General features: G+C 37.0%; 16 protein-coding genes. 3 read left to right on the plus strand and 13 right to left on the minus strand.

The window, feature by feature from the left end:
- Positions 1 to 29: 29 nt before the first annotated feature.
- From IHV11_RS07945 to IHV11_RS07970, 6 genes are all read right to left on the minus strand, one after another.
- Positions 30 to 1,556: a tripartite tricarboxylate transporter permease gene (locus IHV11_RS07945; protein ID WP_197194952.1), complete on the minus strand. Its 1,527-nt coding sequence runs from the start codon at positions 1,554 to 1,556 to the stop codon at positions 30 to 32.
- An 11-nt stretch (positions 1,557 to 1,567) separates the two neighbouring features.
- Positions 1,568 to 2,029 (minus strand): tripartite tricarboxylate transporter TctB family protein, encoded by a 462-nt coding sequence (locus IHV11_RS07950; RefSeq protein WP_197194291.1) that lies wholly within the window; start codon positions 2,027 to 2,029, stop codon positions 1,568 to 1,570.
- A 57-nt stretch (positions 2,030 to 2,086) separates the two neighbouring features.
- Positions 2,087 to 3,097, minus strand: a complete 1,011-nt coding sequence (locus IHV11_RS07955) for a Bug family tripartite tricarboxylate transporter substrate binding protein (protein WP_197194953.1) — start codon at positions 3,095 to 3,097, stop codon at positions 2,087 to 2,089.
- 166 nt (positions 3,098 to 3,263) lie between these two features.
- On the minus strand, positions 3,264 to 4,082 hold the full coding sequence (gene speD, locus IHV11_RS07960; protein WP_197191027.1) for an adenosylmethionine decarboxylase: 819 nt from the start codon (positions 4,080 to 4,082) through the stop codon (positions 3,264 to 3,266).
- A gap of 375 nt (positions 4,083 to 4,457) precedes the next feature.
- A complete protein-coding gene (locus IHV11_RS07965; protein WP_197128238.1) occupies positions 4,458 to 5,675 on the minus strand; it encodes an MFS transporter in 1,218 nt (405 codons plus the stop codon).
- Positions 5,676 to 5,737: 62 nt separating this feature from the next.
- The gene (locus tag IHV11_RS07970; RefSeq protein ID WP_197194292.1) at positions 5,738 to 9,058 is read right to left on the minus strand and encodes a hypothetical protein; all 3,321 of its coding nucleotides are present in this window, start codon (positions 9,056 to 9,058) and stop codon (positions 5,738 to 5,740) included.
- Between the two features lie 235 nt (positions 9,059 to 9,293).
- Here IHV11_RS07970 and IHV11_RS07975 point away from each other — a divergent pair, with 235 nt between their 5' ends.
- Positions 9,294 to 10,694, plus strand: a complete 1,401-nt coding sequence (locus IHV11_RS07975; protein WP_197194293.1) for a hypothetical protein — start codon at positions 9,294 to 9,296, stop codon at positions 10,692 to 10,694.
- 126 nt (positions 10,695 to 10,820) lie between these two features.
- Here the strand turns inward: IHV11_RS07975 and IHV11_RS07980 are convergent, their stop codons facing one another.
- The 4 genes from IHV11_RS07980 to aac(6') all read right to left on the minus strand — a co-directional run bounded on the left by IHV11_RS07980 (position 10,821) and on the right by aac(6') (position 14,565).
- The gene (locus IHV11_RS07980) at positions 10,821 to 11,996 is read right to left on the minus strand and encodes an alanyl-tRNA editing protein (protein WP_197194294.1); all 1,176 of its coding nucleotides are present in this window, start codon (positions 11,994 to 11,996) and stop codon (positions 10,821 to 10,823) included.
- A gap of 118 nt (positions 11,997 to 12,114) precedes the next feature.
- A complete protein-coding gene (locus IHV11_RS07985; RefSeq protein ID WP_197127938.1) occupies positions 12,115 to 12,876 on the minus strand; it encodes a MerR family transcriptional regulator in 762 nt (253 codons plus the stop codon).
- Positions 12,877 to 13,356: 480 nt separating this feature from the next.
- Positions 13,357 to 13,932: a hypothetical protein gene (locus IHV11_RS07990; protein ID WP_197194295.1), complete on the minus strand. Its 576-nt coding sequence runs from the start codon at positions 13,930 to 13,932 to the stop codon at positions 13,357 to 13,359.
- Between the two features lie 189 nt (positions 13,933 to 14,121).
- The gene (aac(6'), locus tag IHV11_RS07995; protein ID WP_197194296.1) at positions 14,122 to 14,565 is read right to left on the minus strand and encodes an aminoglycoside 6'-N-acetyltransferase; all 444 of its coding nucleotides are present in this window, start codon (positions 14,563 to 14,565) and stop codon (positions 14,122 to 14,124) included.
- A gap of 473 nt (positions 14,566 to 15,038) precedes the next feature.
- Between aac(6') and IHV11_RS08000 the strand changes: the two genes are divergently transcribed.
- A complete protein-coding gene (locus IHV11_RS08000; protein ID WP_197194297.1) occupies positions 15,039 to 16,139 on the plus strand; it encodes an AbrB family transcriptional regulator in 1,101 nt (366 codons plus the stop codon).
- A gap of 83 nt (positions 16,140 to 16,222) precedes the next feature.
- Here the strand turns inward: IHV11_RS08000 and IHV11_RS08005 are convergent, their stop codons facing one another.
- The 3 genes from IHV11_RS08005 to IHV11_RS08015 are packed head-to-tail and all read right to left on the minus strand — an operon-like array spanning position 16,223 to position 18,184.
- The gene (locus tag IHV11_RS08005) at positions 16,223 to 16,687 is read right to left on the minus strand and encodes an aminoacyl-tRNA deacylase (RefSeq protein ID WP_312035118.1); all 465 of its coding nucleotides are present in this window, start codon (positions 16,685 to 16,687) and stop codon (positions 16,223 to 16,225) included.
- 13 nt (positions 16,688 to 16,700) lie between these two features.
- Positions 16,701 to 17,267, minus strand: a complete 567-nt coding sequence (locus tag IHV11_RS08010; RefSeq protein WP_197194298.1) for a DUF6944 family repetitive protein — start codon at positions 17,265 to 17,267, stop codon at positions 16,701 to 16,703.
- Positions 17,268 to 17,308: 41 nt separating this feature from the next.
- Positions 17,309 to 18,184: a chemotaxis protein gene (locus IHV11_RS08015; RefSeq protein WP_197194299.1), complete on the minus strand. Its 876-nt coding sequence runs from the start codon at positions 18,182 to 18,184 to the stop codon at positions 17,309 to 17,311.
- Between the two features lie 97 nt (positions 18,185 to 18,281).
- Here IHV11_RS08015 and IHV11_RS08020 point away from each other — a divergent pair, with 97 nt between their 5' ends.
- The gene (locus IHV11_RS08020; protein ID WP_197194300.1) at positions 18,282 to 18,890 is read left to right on the plus strand and encodes a DUF2238 domain-containing protein; all 609 of its coding nucleotides are present in this window, start codon (positions 18,282 to 18,284) and stop codon (positions 18,888 to 18,890) included.
- The last annotated feature ends 82 nt before the right edge of the window (positions 18,891 to 18,972 follow it).

Here is an 18,972-nt window from a genome sequence, read left to right on the forward strand (position 1 = left end):
AATAGAAAGTCTTCTCTACGTATCAACTCTTATCCTTCAACGTTCACAACAACATTTTTTCCTTTTAATCGCAGAAAGAATGGAACGAGAATCCATAATACCGCGCAAACCAAGAAAAATGCAGAAATGGGTTGTTGAACAAATACCATAAAATCACCGTTTGATGTTGTTAATGCGCGTCTCATGTTGTTTTCAATCATTGGTCCTAATACTAAGCCGAGTACAAGAGGAGCAATCGGATAGTCATTCTGTGCTAAAAGATATCCAGCAAGTCCAAAGCCGATCAATAAAAACAGATCGAAAGTGGTTACTTGTACAGCGTAAACACCAAAGACAGAGATAGCAATAATAATAGGCAGCAAGTATTTAGCTGGTGTTTCAATGATTTTCGCAAAAACCTTAACAAGCGGCATGTTAAGGATGAGAAGCATCAAGTTTCCGATAAACATCGAAGCGATTAACCCCCATGCTACGTCCGGGTGATCACTAAATAATAAAGGACCTGGCTGAACGTTATACATGATTAGAGCTCCCATAAGAATCGCTGTCGTTCCAGATCCCGGAATTCCGAGTGTTAATAATGGAATCATTGCTCCTCCTGAAGCTGCGTTATTGGCTGACTCAGGAGCGGCAACTCCAGCAATCGCTCCTTTACCAAACTTTTCAGGATTTTTACTTATCTTCTTTTCAGCGATATATGAGAAGAAAGAAGCAAGTGTTGCGCCTGCGCCTGGTAAGACACCAATAAAGAATCCTAAAAAAGAACCTCGGGCAATCGGTCCGGCACTTTCTTTTAGATCTGCTCTAGAAGGGATAACTCTCCCAACTTTCGCCACCTTTTCAGCCTCTTCTTCCTTATGCAGAACCGTCTTAAATACCTCACCTAATGCAAAGAGGCCAACAGCAACCGTTAAAAATTCAAGACCTCCAAATAGAACAGGAATATCATAGGTGAATCGAGCAACGCCAGAGACCGCATCGATTCCGATCGTTGCAATCAAAAGGCCGGTTACGGTCATCATCCATGCCTTCGTGATCGATCCTCCCGCCAAGCCACTAACTGCGGCGAGGCCTAACAGCATTAAAGAGAAATACTCTGCAGGTCCGAATTTCAATGCCATCTCTGAAAGCGGGTCTGCTAATAATACCAATCCGATGATGGAAACAATTCCGGCAAAGAAAGAACCGATAGCTGCGATCGATAGTGCAGCTCCTGCTCTGCCTTGCCGAGCCATTTGATAACCATCAAGCGTTGTAACAACAGATGAAGATTCACCAGGTGTGTTTAATAGAATGGATGTAGTAGATCCACCGTACATGGCTCCATAATAAACACCCGCTAAAAGAATGATAGAACTTGTAGCAGCTGCCGAAGGATCCATTCCGCTCGTGAAAGTAGCGGTTACAGGAATTAAGAGTGCAACACCACTCATCGGTCCAATTCCTGGTAAAACCCCTACTGCCGTTCCAATTAATACTCCGATAAAAGCAAAGAATATATTTTGCGGCTGAATGGCCGTCTGAAATCCTTGCATTAAAAAATCCATAACACCCATCATTAATCCTCCTAACTAAACCAAATTGGCATTCCAGGCAACGAGCCTTTCAAAACAACAACAAATAAATAATAAACAAAGAATGAGAATGCCAAAGCAATGACTCCATTTTTTATCCAACTTCCTCTTTCCATCGCTTGAAAGGAAACAAACAAAAATAAGAAAGTACTTAAGATATAACCAAGTGTTTCGATGAAACCTGCGTACAGAAGACTTGCGGTCAAGATAATGATAAATCTTTTTATCTGTAAGCTTTCTTTGTTCTTTTTTTCTTTTTGTATATTTTTAAACGATTCAAGAAAGAGTTTAACGCTTAGTAAGATAAGAATAAGTCCTAAAAGAAAGGGAAAAACGTTAGGTCCGACTTCACTTCCATAAGCACTTTTCGAAATGTTGCGACTTTCAATTAAAAAAGCTGCTCCAAGTAAAGCAAATAAGATGCTTGCATAACGATCAAATTTTCCTGTTTGCAAAGTACTTCCCTCCTTGTTTGAAAAAAGGAGAAGCACAAATACTTCTCCATGTCATAACTATTTATTCATTCCTAGTGATTTTAAAAGGTCTTCAACTTGCTTCTCTTGATCTTTTAAGAAGGTTTCAAATTCTTTGCCATCCTTAAATTCTGATTCCCAACCGTTTCGTTCTAGCTCGTCCTGCCATTCTTTACTTTCATTTAATTTCTTTAATGTTTTATCCCAATATGACACTGCACTATCAGACATCTCTTTCGGTCCGAAGACACCTCTCCAAATCGTGAATTCTGCATCGATTCCAGCTTCCTTAAATGTCGGAACATCTGCCAGGTCACCTTTTAATCGTTCCGTTGAAGAAATACCAAGCACTTTTACTTTCCCAGCTTTTAAATATTCACCTACCGCAGAAGCATCAGTTGCAATATAATCTGCATTTCCTCCCAATAGGGCAGCAATCGCCTCACCACCGCCATCGTATGAAACATACTTGACTGTTTTAGGATCAATGTCAGATTTGTAAGCAGGTAGAACAGCTACGAGATGGTCCATGGATCCTGGTGCGGATCCACCAGCTGCTGTGACAGACTTTGGATCTTTTTTAACAGCGTCCATTAGTTCTTTTAGATTGTTGTATTTAGAATCTTCTTTAACAACAATGGCTCCAAAGTCTTTTGTTAATTGTGCAAGAGGTGTTGTATCCTTAAAACCGTATGGACTATTACCCTCTTTTTTCAAGTTATTGATCAAGATTGGCGGAGAGTTAACATAAAGCTTGTAATCATCTTTTTTATGTTGTGTTGCAAATTCTGCAAGATAGACAGCTCCACCTCCACCAGGTTTGTTTTCAACAGTCATCGTTTGATCAACGGTTTTCGTTTCACCTAGAATTTTGGTCAGTGAGCGCGCAGTTAAATCCCAACCACCCCCAGCACCCGACGGAGCAACCACTGTTATGGGTTTTTTCGGATAATCGGATTCTCCAGCATTTGACCCAGACGTACTACAAGCTGTAAGTGAAGATAAGATAACGCCTGCTACAAGCCATTTTTTCCATTTCTTTGTTTTCATCATGTTCACATCCCTTTTTTAATGTTAGCGCTTTCATTTACTTTTCATAATCCTAACATTCAGATTTTCAAATGGAAGTTTAACAGCATAAAATGCATTTTGTTCATATTGTTCACGCAAAAAAGACCACTAAGACTCTCTTAGTGGTCCATTTTCCTATAAGCTATTAACGTTTAGATGAGTTAATGTTTCTTCCGTAAAAGATCTCGTCCATCTCAGCATTGATTAAACCTGTGATGTGTTTTTGAGTTTCACTATCAATTTCATCCTTTGTATAACCGAAAAGATAGTTATTGAGTTCAAAATTCTTTAGTTTGCACTTTGTATGAAAGATATTCTCTTGATAAATATTTGTATCAATCATTGTATATGTCTCTTTAATATCAGAAGAAAGATAGTTTTGTATCGAATTGATATCATGATCAATGAATAGCTTGTGACCTTTAATATCTCTCGTAAATCCTCTAACTCGATAATCCATCGTCACAATATCCATATCAAATGAATTTATAAGATGATTAAGTGCTTTAAGCGGCGAGATTTCTCCACAAGTAGAAACATCTATATCCGCTCTAAACGTACTGATTCCTTCTTCTGGATGAAACTCTGGATATGTATGGACCGTTAAGTGACTCTTATCAAGCTGCATCACAACAGACTCAGGCATGGCTGTGGAATTCTCATCAAATGTATCAGTAGGTACTTCAACAATGGGTCCTTCTGAAACAAGTACTGTAACACTGGCTCCTTGGGGTACATAATCTTGTTTCGCTATATTAAGCACATGAGCTCCAATCGTATCGGAGACAGTTTGCAAAATATTCGTAAGCCTTTCCGCGTTGTATTGCTCATCAATATACTCAAGGTAAGCTTCTCGCTCTTCTCTTGTTTTCGTATAACAAACATCATACAGATTAAAGCTAAGTGATTTAGTAAGATTATTGAATCCGTGTAATGTTATTCGTTGATCTGGTGAGATAGACATATGTTAGATTCCCCTTATATTTTTAGACATTCAATATTCATTACAACAATGATGGAAATATATCTATAATACCCATTTAAATGATTTGAAAAACAGTATGAGGTTGAAAAAGCGTCAACAGTGCTGTGTGATGGTTTGTTTCTAGCCGTAAATTAAGCATGTAAGTGGTGAATCCAAAAGTTTTGACTCTCAATCCACGAGTTCAGGGTGTAAATCCAAAAGATTCTTACATCAATCCACGAGTTTTTGCTGTTTATCCGCGAGTTTACAATCCTCGACGTCTATCGACACACACCTCTTTCCGATTCAGCTAAAGGTTACAAGAAGCATAAAAAAATCCTCAAAAGCTTAGATAGCTTTTGAGGATTTTTACATTTAGGCTTTCTCAACTTCAGCCACTGGAACAACTTTTTGTCGAATAAGTGGTAGCATCGTTAATATACCGATAGCAAAAAGAAGTGCTGCCCCTTCAAACATCAATACAAGTGAAAATGTTTCTTTTAGCCAACCGGTAATGGACATCGTAAGAACCATTGCACCCATAAATAGTGGATTTAATATTCCGTTCACACGACCTATAAATTTTGCTTCTGTATTCTGGAGAATTAGTGTATTAATACCAATGTGAACACATGGCATGAAAAGACCACTTATGAACTCGGCAGATAAGGTTAACCAAAAATGTTCGGAGAATCCCATAATCATAAATCCGATCGCACTTGCTCCCATTCCTAAAGCCAATAATAATTGTGGCTTTACTTTGCTCGCGATTCCGATGGTTAAACCTCCACCTAAGATCATTCCAGTACCGAATGCAGCCATGAGCCATTGAAGTTCTTCTTTTGGAAGACCAAGTTGCTCTGTAACTAAGAAAACGGTTAACGGCTGTGTCAAACCTAAAGCTAATCCCGCTACGGCGAAACATGCACCTAGTAAAGTTAAAGAACGTCTGTTGAGCACATAGCTGAAACCTTCTTTCATCTCTAACCAAATGGATGGTTTCTCTTCCGTTTTTTCTACTTCTTCATCAGGAGGAAGTAATAGAAGAATTACGGCAGACAATACGAACGCGATTCCCATAATTGCTATCGCAGCTGTAATACCAAATTGCTGGTATACGTAAGTCCCGAGAATAGGTCCTAGAATCATAAATACAGCAAAAAGTGTTTGATACATTGACATCCCTAACTGAACCATCTCCTCAGGTACATGTATCTTAAATAACTTCATACCTGATGGCTGAGAAAATTGAGACAAGATCGATGAAACGAGTGTTGCAAAGAATATGACTTTCCAGCTTCCAAAAAGCAGCGTTAATAATACGACAAAGATAGATACAGCGCTTAATAGATCACACCAAATCATCGTCTTTTTGGGTTTCCATCTATCAGCGAATGTTCCTCCTATGAAAGAAAACAAAAAGATTGGAGCGAACTCTGCTACAGATATTAAAGATACCGCGATTGGATTTTCGTTCGTTTTTTCTATCACGTACAATAGAATCGAATAGTTACGAACCCATATCCCTATCTGTAAAAAGAGTACCGAAAAAAGAATGGTACGAATGACTTTGTTTTGAAAAAGCATACCCATTGTGATCTTGGGTTTGTTTTGATCTTGTTCCACTTTATTAATCCTCCTTATTCGAAGAGAAGTTATTTCCACTCTCCAAACCAATGTTTCCATTTATTTAAAATTATATCCTTTAATGGTGGAGAATCAATTCCTTTTTGTTTCTTGAACTCATTAAAACTAGCAAAACCTATAAGCAGGATACCTGTTAACAATAAGTATACCCACCATGGCATGTTCCCCCAATATGGGCGAGTTTGGACCAAAACATTCAGAAGTAATACGATCAATCCAGTAAAGAAATAACTTTTTTGCTTTGAGATAAATCCATAAATGATACTAGCAAATGATAATGTACCAAGTATGATCGCATCCATAACTTTATAGCTCTCTATCGCATCAATCATCAATGTTATCCCTATTACACCAAGCAAAACATATTGAACAAGGTTAGCTATTTGTTCCGATATTCCCCACATTTTTCTTGTGATCACATAACTTAATAAGATCCATGGAAGTACAATGAGTTCAGTTTGAATAATAACTGGTATCTCAAATTGATCAAGAAGTGAATAATAAGAGAACAGGACAAGCAAGCTGGAACACGTTTGGAGTATTCTCTTTCCGATCAGAACATCCAATAATCGATTTCCTTGAGCATAGAAAAGAATAGCAAGTATGACCAGACCAAACGTTGTTACGAAATTTTCCGATTGCACCAATCCAATAAGTACAGAAATCATTCCAAAAACTGCAAAGAAGTCAAATTGAAGAAAATCAGATTGGCTGTATAGCTTTTTATAGAAATACATACCTGCCAGTGAAATGAGTATGCCTGAGGTAAACCAAGCAATTGAATACATTTCATTGGTTATTCGATTTATTAACAACCATTCCTCTAAATCTATCATGAAGTAGATCAACAAGAATACTGATGCGTATTTCCAGTATTTTTCTAACGATTGATAGAACACTATAAACCCGACTAATACTGCTGCATGGATAATAAGAAACGCCTCATCAGACCCTCTAATCGTTATATACTCTCCTAAGAAAATAACAGAAAAAGGTACAATGAAAGCTCTTAATCGCTTTCTCCATTCATTGTTAACAACAAAATAGAAACCAGCTAGAAGTATGCTGTAAACAACAGGACCTTCATGAGTGAGCCATGCTCTAATAAAGTATTGGAAACCAATAGCTAAAAATATCAAACTAACGTAAAGATTATATCTGATCTCATATTCCTTACGAGAACGAAACAGGTAAACTCCATACACTGTTGCAAGTAGTATGAACGATACTGCTACAGTTGTTACGAGTAAAGTATAAATACCTATGTGTAAAGTAATGAAGTGAGAAACAGCCTTCGTTGGATATTCACTGCTTGAGTCGATCTTCTGGAATACCTCGCTACTCATTAATAACAAATAGGAAATGATGATGAACGTATAAACGGATTCCTCAGTACCTAATGAAACTCCAAATAGTTCTGCAACATAACTTAGTGCAAAGAATAAGGAAATCTGAATACCAGAGAACCCGAGCGCCCAATTAAAATGTTTAGTGAAAAACCATAACACTATCATTAGAAATATGGACGATGAAATCTTTATCCACGTAAAATCACTTTCGACTAAGATGACCAGAAAATTCACAGTCGTCATTATGGTTGTAATGGATACAAATGAAGTTGCAAGCTGCTTCTGCTTTCTTTGCCACAGATAGACAATTAAAGTGACGACACTTCCAAGAAGTAAAGAGTATGATAATGTCGGTGAGGGCAAGTACTTCATCCCAAAAAGGCAGAATGTAAAAAAAGTGAAAATGGGTACCAGCCAAGTGGCTACCATTCTTTCTTTTCCATTCTCGATTAAAAAATGACGAACAGTTAGTATCGTTAGAATGACAGAAATCATACTTCCTTGCCCATAGTGAGCAAGTTCCAATGATAATAGAAAGCTAATAAGTAATCCTCCACCGCCCACAAACAGGCTTGTTCTGCTCAGTGGTTTGAGATACTGTCCGATCGAATAAGATAATGCGCTTGAGATACCGATTGCTAGCGTCAAATAATCTTCAAAGCGATCACCCATCATATGATACACTTCCATAAACGCACAGAATAGGTAGAACGGTGCCAAATATTTAAAGAAGAAAAACGTAGAGTTGTAGCTTAAGAATATAAAGTTACCTGCTAAAACAAGATACCCGAATAACAACCACACACTGCCTTCTCCTACAGACAATAGCACGCCTTCAACGGTTATATATAGAAAAGCAAGTATAGAGATTGCACCATTTGCAAGCTGATAATATTTTTTTAATCCAGCATCTGAAAAATTAGCAACTACTACGAATATAATCGGTATAAGGACGATCAAAAACAAACGATATTCTATCAACAAAGAGTTTTGAATCAATTGATAAAGTCCGTACGTGATAAACCCGATAAAGAAAAGCTCATACTCTTTTCTTTGATTGACCATCCTCATCGACAAATATAATGCAGCGGTTAAGATAATATTGAAACTTTGATAAAGTTGATTCTCAAATAGAATTAAAATGAACAACGTCGATAGTATCAGGTTCGCTTGTATAAACAAAGGCAAGATTTGAAGAAATATCGATTGGTTTGCTTTTTTGAAATGATATAAAAGTATAAATCCTACATTTCCTAATGCGTAAACAAAATAAAATGCTTCTTTGGTTAATCCAAACGATAGGATTAAATACGCATATCCAATTGCGATCGCAACATAAGTAAGCCAGCTGAATAGCTTGGATTTAAAATACTGCCCGAAATAATAATAGATTGGAGTACAGACGACAGCCGCCATAACGCCTAGAATATATCTTCCCTCGCCATAAAAACTGAGCCAACTCCCAAACAATTCAAAGTAACCCGCTGAGAGTACGGTAATCGGAATAAACAGACCAAATAAAACAAAGAACGTAAACGCCGTTTTTCTAATCTGAAGTATTTTTTCCGAAAGTACGCCTAGGCCACCAAATAATAAGGCAATCCCTCCAACTAACATTGTTTTCGTAATCGAGCTAAAAACATCCCAGTTGCTTGTGGCTAGAGTAAGTCCTCCTAATAAAAGCAGAATCACTCCCGCTGCCATAATGGTTGTAATATTTCTTTCTCTTCTCTGTTCAGGTGTGATTACCACTTTCGGCTTTGTTGGTGGTGGAGTTATTGTTTTTATTGGCTGTGGATTTTGTTTAGGTTCATCATTCGTAACTTCTGCTGTATGTAAAATCGATTCATTGATTTCTTTATTTCTAATATCTTCTCTATATCTGTAATAGCCATCAAGCACGTTTAAATAATCCTTCTTTTTTACATACCCTCCTTCTCTTAATTCGTTTAGATCTTTTATGAATCTGGACTGGTCCATCATACGGCCCCCTAATCTTCTCCTTTGTTGAATGTATGTAACAAAAAGAAAAGAGATAACATGTAGTTACCTCTTTCTTAACTTCTGTATCAACGTCATTATTTTACATTAATTACCTTTATGTGTCACTAACAACTACTAGTGAAAAAGTTCTCCTCACACCCTTTTCTTTCTCATCATACTCTGTATTACATCACGAAAGGGCTAAATACCCATTTCAAGGGGAGGAATACAGATGGGCGTTGAACTAACAGCGCTGCATTGGATTTATGTTGTTTTTATCGGTTTAATCATTGGTTTTATGGTTAAGAGACGCGATACTACATTAATAAGTATTCTCGGTATCTTCTTAATCTCTATTACTGCGACTGGTTCATTAACGGGTTCTGTCAGCAGTATTTTTAATAGTTTTATTTATGCGATCACTGAGCTTCTGCCTACAATACTTGTAATATCCATAATCGTTGCGATGAGTAGAGTTCTAACTTCAACAGGCATTAATGATGTGATGATCTCTCCATTTTCAAAACTCATTAGAACACCCGGACTCGCTTATTGGACGATAGGTATTCTAATGATGATTATTTCTTGGTTTTTCTGGCCATCACCTGCAGTGGCGCTCATGGGTGCTGTGCTTCTTCCCGTTGCCATTCGGGTTGGTCTTCCTGCACTTGGCGTAGCTATGGCTATGAACCTGTTTGGCCATGGTATTGCTCTATCCGGAGATTTCATCATTCAGGCAGCACCTAAACTAACCGCTGATGCCGCAGGTTTGCCAGTAAGTGAAGTTATTCATGCGAGTTTCCCACTCGTGTTTGTTATGGGTCTTGTAACGACAGTAGCGGCTTTCTACTTTTTAAAGCGGGACTTGAAATCAGGGAAGTTAAACGCAAATACAGGGCTTACTGCTAACCCAATAAAAAATTCAAATGAGCAGGAATTAAATTTGCTATCGAGTAAGCAAAAACAATTCTTTGCTCTCTTTATCCCTGTCATGTTTGCACTGGATGTAGCCGCGATGTCCATTTTTAATCTTCAAGGTGGAGATGCAACTGCACTTATTGGCGGAACCTCTGTATTGATTCTGCTTTTCATTACGATGGTCAGCCATAAGAACAAAGGATTAGAGAAAACAACTTCTTATATGATTGATGGTTTCCAGTTTGGATTTAGAGTGTTTGGTCCAGTCATTCCGATCGCTGCCTTTTTTTATCTAGGTGATTCAGGGTTTGCTAAGATTATCGGTGATTTCCTTCCAAAGACATCTCACGGAATCGTTAACGATTTAGGTGTAGCACTTGCGTCAGTGGTCCCTTTAAGTAAAGAGGTAGGGGCAATAACACTAACTACTGTGGGGGCTATTACCGGCCTCGATGGCTCAGGATTTTCAGGAATCTCACTGGCAGGATCGGTCGCAAACATATTTGGTACCGCAATAGGAGCCGGAGCAGCAACATTAACAGCACTTGGTCAGATCTCGGCAATCTGGGTCGGCGGAGGTACACTCGTCCCTTGGGCGTTAATTCCAGCTGCTGCAATCTGCGGAGTTGATCCATTTGAACTCGCTAGAAGAAACATCAAACCTGTTTTTATAGGATTAGTTGTAACTACCATCGTGGCGATCTTTTTGATTTGATTGTAGAAAAAGAGGAGTGGGCTGGTTGCCTCCTCCTCTTTTTGTTGCTTTTGGATGTTTATTTCTTTTCTTGTGTAACTTGGTTGAAGTGGAATTCAACTATCTTCAAAGAGTATCAATGAATACTTAATTATTTTTAAAAGTCTCCTGTACGAATTCAATAAAACGAATCATGTCCTCTTGTAAACCAAATCCAGCTTGAGCAGATTTATCATTTCCGCCGCCCTTACCATTAAAAGAGCTAAGGTTTTCTTTTAAAAAACTACCGCAAGAAATATGAGTAGAGCCTTCATGCATAAAGATGATACGATTTTCTAATGAGGAAGCAAGTAAGATCAATAACGGTTCCTCACTCACTATTTTTATTGCAAGCTCTTTTGTATCATTAAAGCTTTTATCTTCAAAAACATGTATGAGTAATCCTGCTCTTGCTTTAGAAATCAGTTCTTTACTTAGAAAATGATTGTTCTCCTCTTTTAGTCGTCTGTTCTCCAATTCTAATTCCTTTTGATTGTTCTCCCATTTTTCAAGACGGTTCATCACTTCATCTCGACCCGTATTAAACTTGCCTGAGATCATCGTAAGCAGTTTTAACGCTTCATTGTAGTCTACTAGTGCACGCTGACCACATTTAAAATACAATCGTGTGGCACCTTTTTGTTTTTCGGCTTTCAAAAGTTTGATGATTCCAATCTCACCGGTTGAACGAACATGAGTACCACCACATGCATTATGCTCAATACCTTCAATTTGAACAATTCGAATGTTCTCTTTCACTTTCGGCATCTTTAATAGCGGCAATTGTTGAAGCTCTTGATCGGAAACGAAGTATGTATGTACTGTTCTGTTTTTATAAATCTCCTGATTAACGGCTTTTTCTATGGTATCCATTTGATGTTGACTCAGTGTGTCTGTTTCAATATCAATCGTTGCGATTTCAGAACCTAAATGAAAACTAATGGTACGTGCTTGATATAAAGAGTAACAAACAGCAGATAATAGATGTTGTCCGGTATGATGCTGCATATGATCTAATCTTCTATCCCAGTCTAACTCACAGGTTACTGAGGAAGTTTCAGGCAGACTCCTCACCTTATGTATCACTTCTTCATTTTCGAGAAAAACATCGAGTACATCATTTCCGCCAATCATACCTGTATCAAATGGTTGACCACCACCGGTAGGATAAAAAGCGGTACTTTCTAAGATCACAAAAAATTCTCCGTTTTTCTCAAAAGTTGTTTTTACAGTTGTTTCCCAATTTGTTGTATATGGCGAAGAATAATATAATTTTTTAGTCATAACTGTTCATCCCTTCTTACTCATTATTCATAGTTTAACGAATTGAAGAGATGAATAAAACAAAAAGAAGAAAACCAAGATGGTTTCCTCCCTTAGAGATGGTGTAACATTTTAATATTTATTTGTAATCTGTATAAATGTGGATAGCATCTCGTAAAAATGCAGCGGTTCCTGGCTGTTCTTTATCATAATAGGCAGTGAAACGTTCGTCGTCCACATACATCTGCGCAAGATTCGCATGTGCTTCTTTGCTATATTCGTGCCAGTACAACATCAACCACTCCTTATGAAGCTCAGCTGCTTCTTGCGCTGAATCACCAGCAGGGTCTCCTGTTTTGAATGCTTCCGCAAGTACCGTGTGAATTTTCTCTGCAAGTTGTGTAGCTTTGTCATGCTCACTTTGAGTCATATTCAATACTTTCTTATTTGATTGATCAACAACTTGATCTCCATATTTATCACGGATTTCTTTACCGAATTTTTGTTCGTTTTCTTCAACCATCTGTTTTTTAAATCCTTCAAACTTCTCTTTATCTTTCATCGTTATTCTCCCTTCGTTCGCAGCGATCGTCTGCTCTACATTTAATATCAGACGGTCTAACTGTTCTCGTTTGTTCAGGAGTTTTTCACGGTGTTCACGAAGTGCTTCAGCTGGTGAGAAGCTTTGCGATGTGATGATTTCTTTAATTTGATGAAGCGGGAGGTCGAGCTCTTTATAAAACAAAATCTGCTGTAATCGATCCACCTCTGCTTTACCATAAATTCGATATCCTGACGAGTTTATTCTTGCCGGCTTAAGAATATCTATCTCATCATAATATCTTAATGTTCTGGTGCTTACTCCTGCTAGTTGGCCAAGCTTTTGTATGGTGTATTCCAATGTGATCACCTCCTGACACATTTAACTCTACACCTTTACGCCACGTGAAGGTCAATGGGCTTTTCATTTATTTTTTTATTTTAATAAGAATATCACCCTTACCCATAAAATGGTAAAATGAGATTGGAGGTAAATGCCATGAAAAAAAGTAGTACGTGGTCACTGGTCTTTCTAATGTTAGGACTTTAAATTATTTTTAATGGAGATTTTATAGGTTATTCTGAATGGAAGGTTCTAGGGGGATTTCTCATTATCCTGCTTGGGGCTATGCTATGTTTTACAGCATTTTTTCTAAATGAAAATGGAAACACAAAATTCATAACCCTTGCTCTCTCTATACTTGTGATTTTTATCATCACTTGGTATAGACCTTTTGAGATTATAAGATTAATTAGTTGGCTGAAAAACATCTCTTAATTTACAAACCGTTTATACCATGGTGAAAAACGCATATTATCTAATTAATATGCGTAAAACTTTTTATGACATGTTAAACCTTTTTTTCATCCTAAAAGCAGCAATTATTGCAATTACGATTGCTCCAGCCGTATCGGCAAGTAAATCCACCATGGTGTCAAAATTCCCTCCGCCTTGTAAGCTCATTCCAAAGAATTGATCCATACTGAATTCATAGATCTCCCAAACCACCCCACCAAATACAGAAAAAGACAGAACAAATAAAAAAACTAGCCAATAAGAAATCTCTTTCCTAGCTTCTTGGTGCGTCATCCTCTCATAAAGGGCAATGGCTACAAAAGCTAGTAATGTTCCACTTAAAAGGTGTAAGAAGGTATCCCACCACCCTAACCGATAGAAATCTAAGATAGATCCTAAATACTGCGATGCAAACAAAAAAGCAAAGTATGATATCATAATAGGCATATTGAATTTAATCTTAGTGAATAGAATTAAACATAATGGAATTAGCCCGCAGAATATACCACCGAATGCCACCTGATAACTGTGTGTCTCACCTTTTGAAAAATAATAAAAACATAGGTAAGCCATAAATATGGCATAGGTAGTACTTATAATAAGCAGAATTTTTCGTTTCAAACTATTGTCACCTCACGAAATCAATCTCAAACAGTAATTGACTAAAACAACCTACAACTTTTCTTAAAATATCATTGATTAACAGGTTTAACCTTTTTAATTCGATATATACTTTCGTTTCTCTCCAAATAAAAAAGACACAGAGATGTGCCTTAAGAAACCCTTTATTCATACTTATGCCTGTTACACTCACTCTATCTCTTTAATGAAAGCAATCAAACGATTCACTTCTTTAAAACCTACACTTTTATGAAAGTGATAACTCGTGTCATTGGACTGTTCAATATCTGAACCTATCTGACTGCAACCTTTTGTCTTTAACCAGCTTTCTCCTTTTTCTATTAATTTTTTTGATATGCCCTTCTTTCTATACTCTGGTTTTACATAAATGCCTTCAATAAACCCTGTTAGACTGTCTTTAGATCCTTCGACATAATCACTTCTAACGGAAATATGAATAAATGCAATGAGTTTAGCATGCATTAAATATACAATCACTTTATCCTTATCAGAATTTAGAAGTTGTTTGAATTCTTTTCTCAGATCAATGAATTCAATATCTGGCCATAATGCTAAAGCTAATTCAGTCAATGAATCAAGATCGTGTTCCTTTGCTTCTTTAATGTATTCCATATTCAATACTCCTGTTATATTTGTTAGACATTCTTATTTCGACAAATGCATATGTGAAATCCTTCATTTTTATAAAGCGATAAAAAGTAAGCAACTTCTTTTCATTTTTTCTCAAATTACTTTATAGTCAAAGATAATTATAGGGTTATTTTGGTAAAGAGGAGTTTATGGTGAAGTATGCTATTAATCTATTCTTTTTTTATAGGGTAATTAATCTTCGCCATTACGGTTCAAGTGCTGGATTTTCAATAAGTAGAGTAAGGATATCCATGGAGTGCCTTGTATTATTGATTGGTCTCATGATGGGTTGGCCAGTTTTTATTTTCACATTTTTTTATACTTTCATTCAAAATCCCATCTACCAAAGATCCTATTTGGTTTGTAAGAAGTGGATCGCAAAGTATATGTATAGATTTGAACAAATAAAGAAGTTTGTTAGTTTACACAAGCAAACATAATAAGAAGGTTTTGCAATGAAGTATAATAGTTTAAATCAACATAAGAGTTTTCAACTTTTAGTAACATTGAGTATCGCGTTAGTAGGTGGTCTCTTATTCAACAGATTCAGTTTGCCAATACCTTGGCTTTTAGGAACTATGACTGCTGTATTGATTGTAAATCAACTAAGTTGGACCCAGTTATACTGGCCAGTTTTTTTAAGAAATACGGGTTTAATCATCGTAGGATATTCAATCGGTTTAACGTTTACAAAAGATACGTTAAAACTTATGATTACTCACTTGCCATCCATGGCATTCATGACGATCTTATTATTATTAATCTGTTCAGGGATGGCTTTTATAATATCTCGTACTACCTCGATCAATTTCCCGACTGCACTTACCAGTTCAATTCCTGGTGGTCTATCACAAATTATTACTTTTGCAGAAGAGACTAAGGGAATTGATATTACAACCGTTACGTTTTTTCAAGTGACACGTCTCATCGTTATCATATTCGCTGTTCCCTTTCTGATTTTCAGTCCCATTTTTTCCTCAGGAAGTTCTGCTACTATTCCTGATGTGATCTCGGAAGGAACCTCTTCTGCCTTTTTTCCACAGATTATTCTATTTGGACTATTTTCAGTTGGAATGGCACTGTTAGGAAAAAAAATAAAACTACCTACAGCTTTTCTGCTTGGTCCAATTCTAGGAATTGCTGCTTTAAATATAGTTGGTTTCAAAGGACCTCCTCTTCCCGCTTCAATACTCGATGTTTCTCAATTTTTAATCGGGGGCTATATTGGATTATTATTGAAGCCTGAAAAGCTTAGAAAAAAAGCTAGTATGATTCCAATAGCCTTGATCAGCGGAATCATGTTGGTAAGTTTCGCACTTCTTCTAAGTTTTTTGCTGATGTATCAATTTAACTTTTCTTTCATCACTAGTTTCCTGAGTATGGCACCTGGGGGAGCTGATCAGATGGGGATTATCGGACATGAGCTGAAAGCGGATGTTACGATGATTACAGGTTATCAACTTTTCCGAATTCTTTTTATCTTTTTTGCAGTACCTCCTCTCTTAAAATGGGTATTGCGCGCTCAAATGCATCATATGATCTCAAAAAATGATTAATATTTCACTTTATTAAAGACTTAAACATCCCATAGATGAATGATGGGATGTTTGTTTTTTTTTTCGGGGATTATTAAGATTTTTTATTTTCTAATTCGAATGACTTGTCCTTTGTTTGCTTGTAACATACTATTTGTTTCTACTTTTATCAATGACAACTGAGAGCCGCCTCCCGTGTATATGTATGAAAGCTCCGTTACTTTTGGATCAACTAAAAAAATGGCTTTAAATCCAAATGACGGGACTCCTCCTGCAGGAAATCCAGTATGAGCTAATATTTCATCCTCTGTTGCGAGACGAGGGCGTTCAATATTCAGAGCCTTTCCAACACGTGTGGTGCTCACCCGGTCTTCACCTTTCACAATGGCTAAGATGAGCTGTTCTTTATTATCTAAAAGACAAATGTTTTTTACGAAATCATGTTGGGATACATTTATTGCTCTAGCAGCATCCTGTACAGAATGACATGATTCCCTTAAAACCATATGAATGCCATCTATATTATTCTCGGTTATAAAACGATTAATAGTACTATGAAATTCCTCCACTTGTATCTCCCCTTTACTGACGTGGTAACGCTGAAATCACGGCACCGGCAGCCTGGATCCAACTTCCTGCAAATATTAAGGATTCACTATAGCTTTTATCTTCATTCGGATGGTCAAGTTCAAATTTCCCACCTAATGCCTGTAATGAGTTTCCAGAAACTTGAAGTAAATTTGAAATAATGGTTATCCCCTGATTCGAGGGTGAATCGCCTAGTTCGTTGTCGTATTCAACACCTAGAACAATCCCTGCCCCAAATGCTTGAAGTAAGTTCCCTTTAATATTCAAGACTTGAGAAGTATCATCTTCTAATGGTAAGACCATACCTGCGATTACCGTCGTATTTCCAATGGCTTGGACTTCATTTCCGATTCTCTTGAGGGTAAACGGGATTTGTCCATCAGCAATTAAACCATTTCCAGTAGCTTGCAGAACATTTCCTATTAAATCAAGATCTTCCTGAAACTGATCACTAAAGACCGAAATCGGCGTGTTGGCAATCGCCGAAATGACTGTTCCAATTGCCTGTATAACACCGCCAATTTGTTGTTTTTGCTGATTATCCATTCGGCAACCGTCCATTTAATAAGATGTTTTAATGTATTCGTGGACGAGAAGAAACGTTATTTTCGCTGAGGTGCTAAATTTAACTGCTTCCATATTTCAGCTAAATCATCACCAATGTCATTGATGACTTCATTCGTTTTAAAGTAATTATTGTGAGAGAGTGGTGTAGAACTACTTATAATGCCGCCGCTATTTATTTCTTTCTCAACAGCAATTGCTCGATCATAAGAGTCATTGATCGTTTTCAGAGGATAACCGAACACGTCATCTTTATCGTACATATTTACCCATTTTCCTTGAATCTCAGGGTAATGATCCTTTAGATGTGGCGATGGAACTTGTATGGGCTTATCGAAATCTGCATACCTGAGACCCCATAACGCCAATGGACTTCCTAATGTATAAAAGCTGGTTAGAGTCTCGCCTTTTTCTAAAGGAGTCTTTTTCATGTTTCGCAAGACATCTTCAGATATTTCTTCAGAAATGAATTGTAGATCATAAAAATAATTACTCGAAATCACGGTACCTAAACTATGTGCAATGACAAAGAGTGGTGCATCTTCACCAGCCACTTCACTTAATTTTCGAAGTCCCCTAGCATATACCTCATGTACTTTAATATAGTTCGGATTGTGATCGGCTACAGGCTGGTAGGCAATGGCATCACCAAAAAAGTGGATGACAAACTGTCTTAACTGCTTAAAATCTAAATTGTCTTCTTTATTAAGTCTTTGCCACAAGTGTGATTCCCTTTCGTTAAAAACACTTCCCCAGTATATAGGTTGGATGATCAGTTCTTTTTCAGGAGTTGCATAAAAAGGTTTAATCTGTTGAGAGAATCTTTTAGTAAGCACTTCAATAAACAAATCTGAAAAATCCTCGTTTTGATTACCGATTCCATGAAGAATAGCCACTGCGATTTTTTTAGTCATGATGTATCACATCCTTATTTAAAATTGTTTTTACGCAACAAAAGAATACGTTTCTAACTTCATATCAATACTAATGTTAGATTGTGAGGGATAGATCATGAAAGTTAACAAAATCCATGTGGTTCTATTAATCATCGCTTTCTTCTTTTTTCTGTGGTCACTTATTAAACCTGCACATTATCCAATATGGATACTAGAAGTTGCTCCATCTGTTATCGCTATAATCTTCGTTTTCTTCCTTTATAAAAAACTAAGGTTCACTTCTCTTACATATTGCATCATTGCTTTATTATCGATTTTGACATTCATAGGTGGACATTATACCTATGATGACGTTCCCTTTTTCGATTGGCTGCAGCAGCACTATGATTTGAACCGCAATCACTATGATCGCTTTGGCCACTTTATGAAAGGTTTGTTGGCGATTGTTATACGCGAGATTCTGCTTTTAAATACACCTTTGCGTTTAGGAAAATGGGTCCAATTTATTGCAATAAGTATTACGTTGGCAATAGCAGCACTCTATGAAATTGTTGAATGGATCGCGGGCAAGATAGCAAAACGTGAAACAAAAGACTTTGTTGGTGCTCAAGGAGATATTTGGGATGCTCAATGGGATATGTCACTTACGCTACTCGGTTCACTCCTCGCATTGCTATTGCTCACTTCATGGCATAACAAGTTGATTAAAAAAGAAAAAAGGTAATTTTATTGTTTCATTAGTATTAGATCAATTTGATGCAAACCCTTCTATTGTTTTCTTTTTTTCGTCATAAACAAAACTGAGG

The organism is Fictibacillus sp. 26RED30 (assembly GCF_015903845.1).
Classification (GTDB): domain Bacteria; phylum Bacillota; class Bacilli; order Bacillales; family Fictibacillaceae; genus Fictibacillus; species Fictibacillus phosphorivorans.

Coding starts and splice junctions, on each gene's coding strand:
- IHV11_RS07945 (WP_197194952.1), bottom strand. CDS start 1,556: ATGGGTGTTATGGATTTTTTAATGCAAGGATTTCAGACGGCCATTCAG.
- IHV11_RS07955 (WP_197194953.1), bottom strand. CDS start 3,097: ATGAAAACAAAGAAATGGAAAAAATGGCTTGTAGCAGGCGTTATCTTA.
- speD (WP_197191027.1), bottom strand. CDS start 4,082: ATGTCTATCTCACCAGATCAACGAATAACATTACACGGATTCAATAAT.
- IHV11_RS07965 (WP_197128238.1), bottom strand. CDS start 5,675: ATGGGTATGCTTTTTCAAAACAAAGTCATTCGTACCATTCTTTTTTCG.
- IHV11_RS07970 (WP_197194292.1), bottom strand. CDS start 9,058: ATGGACCAGTCCAGATTCATAAAAGATCTAAACGAATTAAGAGAAGGA.
- IHV11_RS07975 (WP_197194293.1), top strand. CDS start 9,294: ATGGGCGTTGAACTAACAGCGCTGCATTGGATTTATGTTGTTTTTATC.
- IHV11_RS07980 (WP_197194294.1), bottom strand. CDS start 11,996: ATGACTAAAAAATTATATTATTCTTCGCCATATACAACAAATTGGGAA.
- IHV11_RS08000 (WP_197194297.1), top strand. CDS start 15,039: ATGAAGTATAATAGTTTAAATCAACATAAGAGTTTTCAACTTTTAGTA.
- IHV11_RS08010 (WP_197194298.1), bottom strand. CDS start 17,267: ATGGACGGTTGCCGAATGGATAATCAGCAAAAACAACAAATTGGCGGT.
- IHV11_RS08015 (WP_197194299.1), bottom strand. CDS start 18,184: ATGACTAAAAAAATCGCAGTGGCTATTCTTCATGGAATCGGTAATCAA.
- IHV11_RS08020 (WP_197194300.1), top strand. CDS start 18,282: ATGAAAGTTAACAAAATCCATGTGGTTCTATTAATCATCGCTTTCTTC.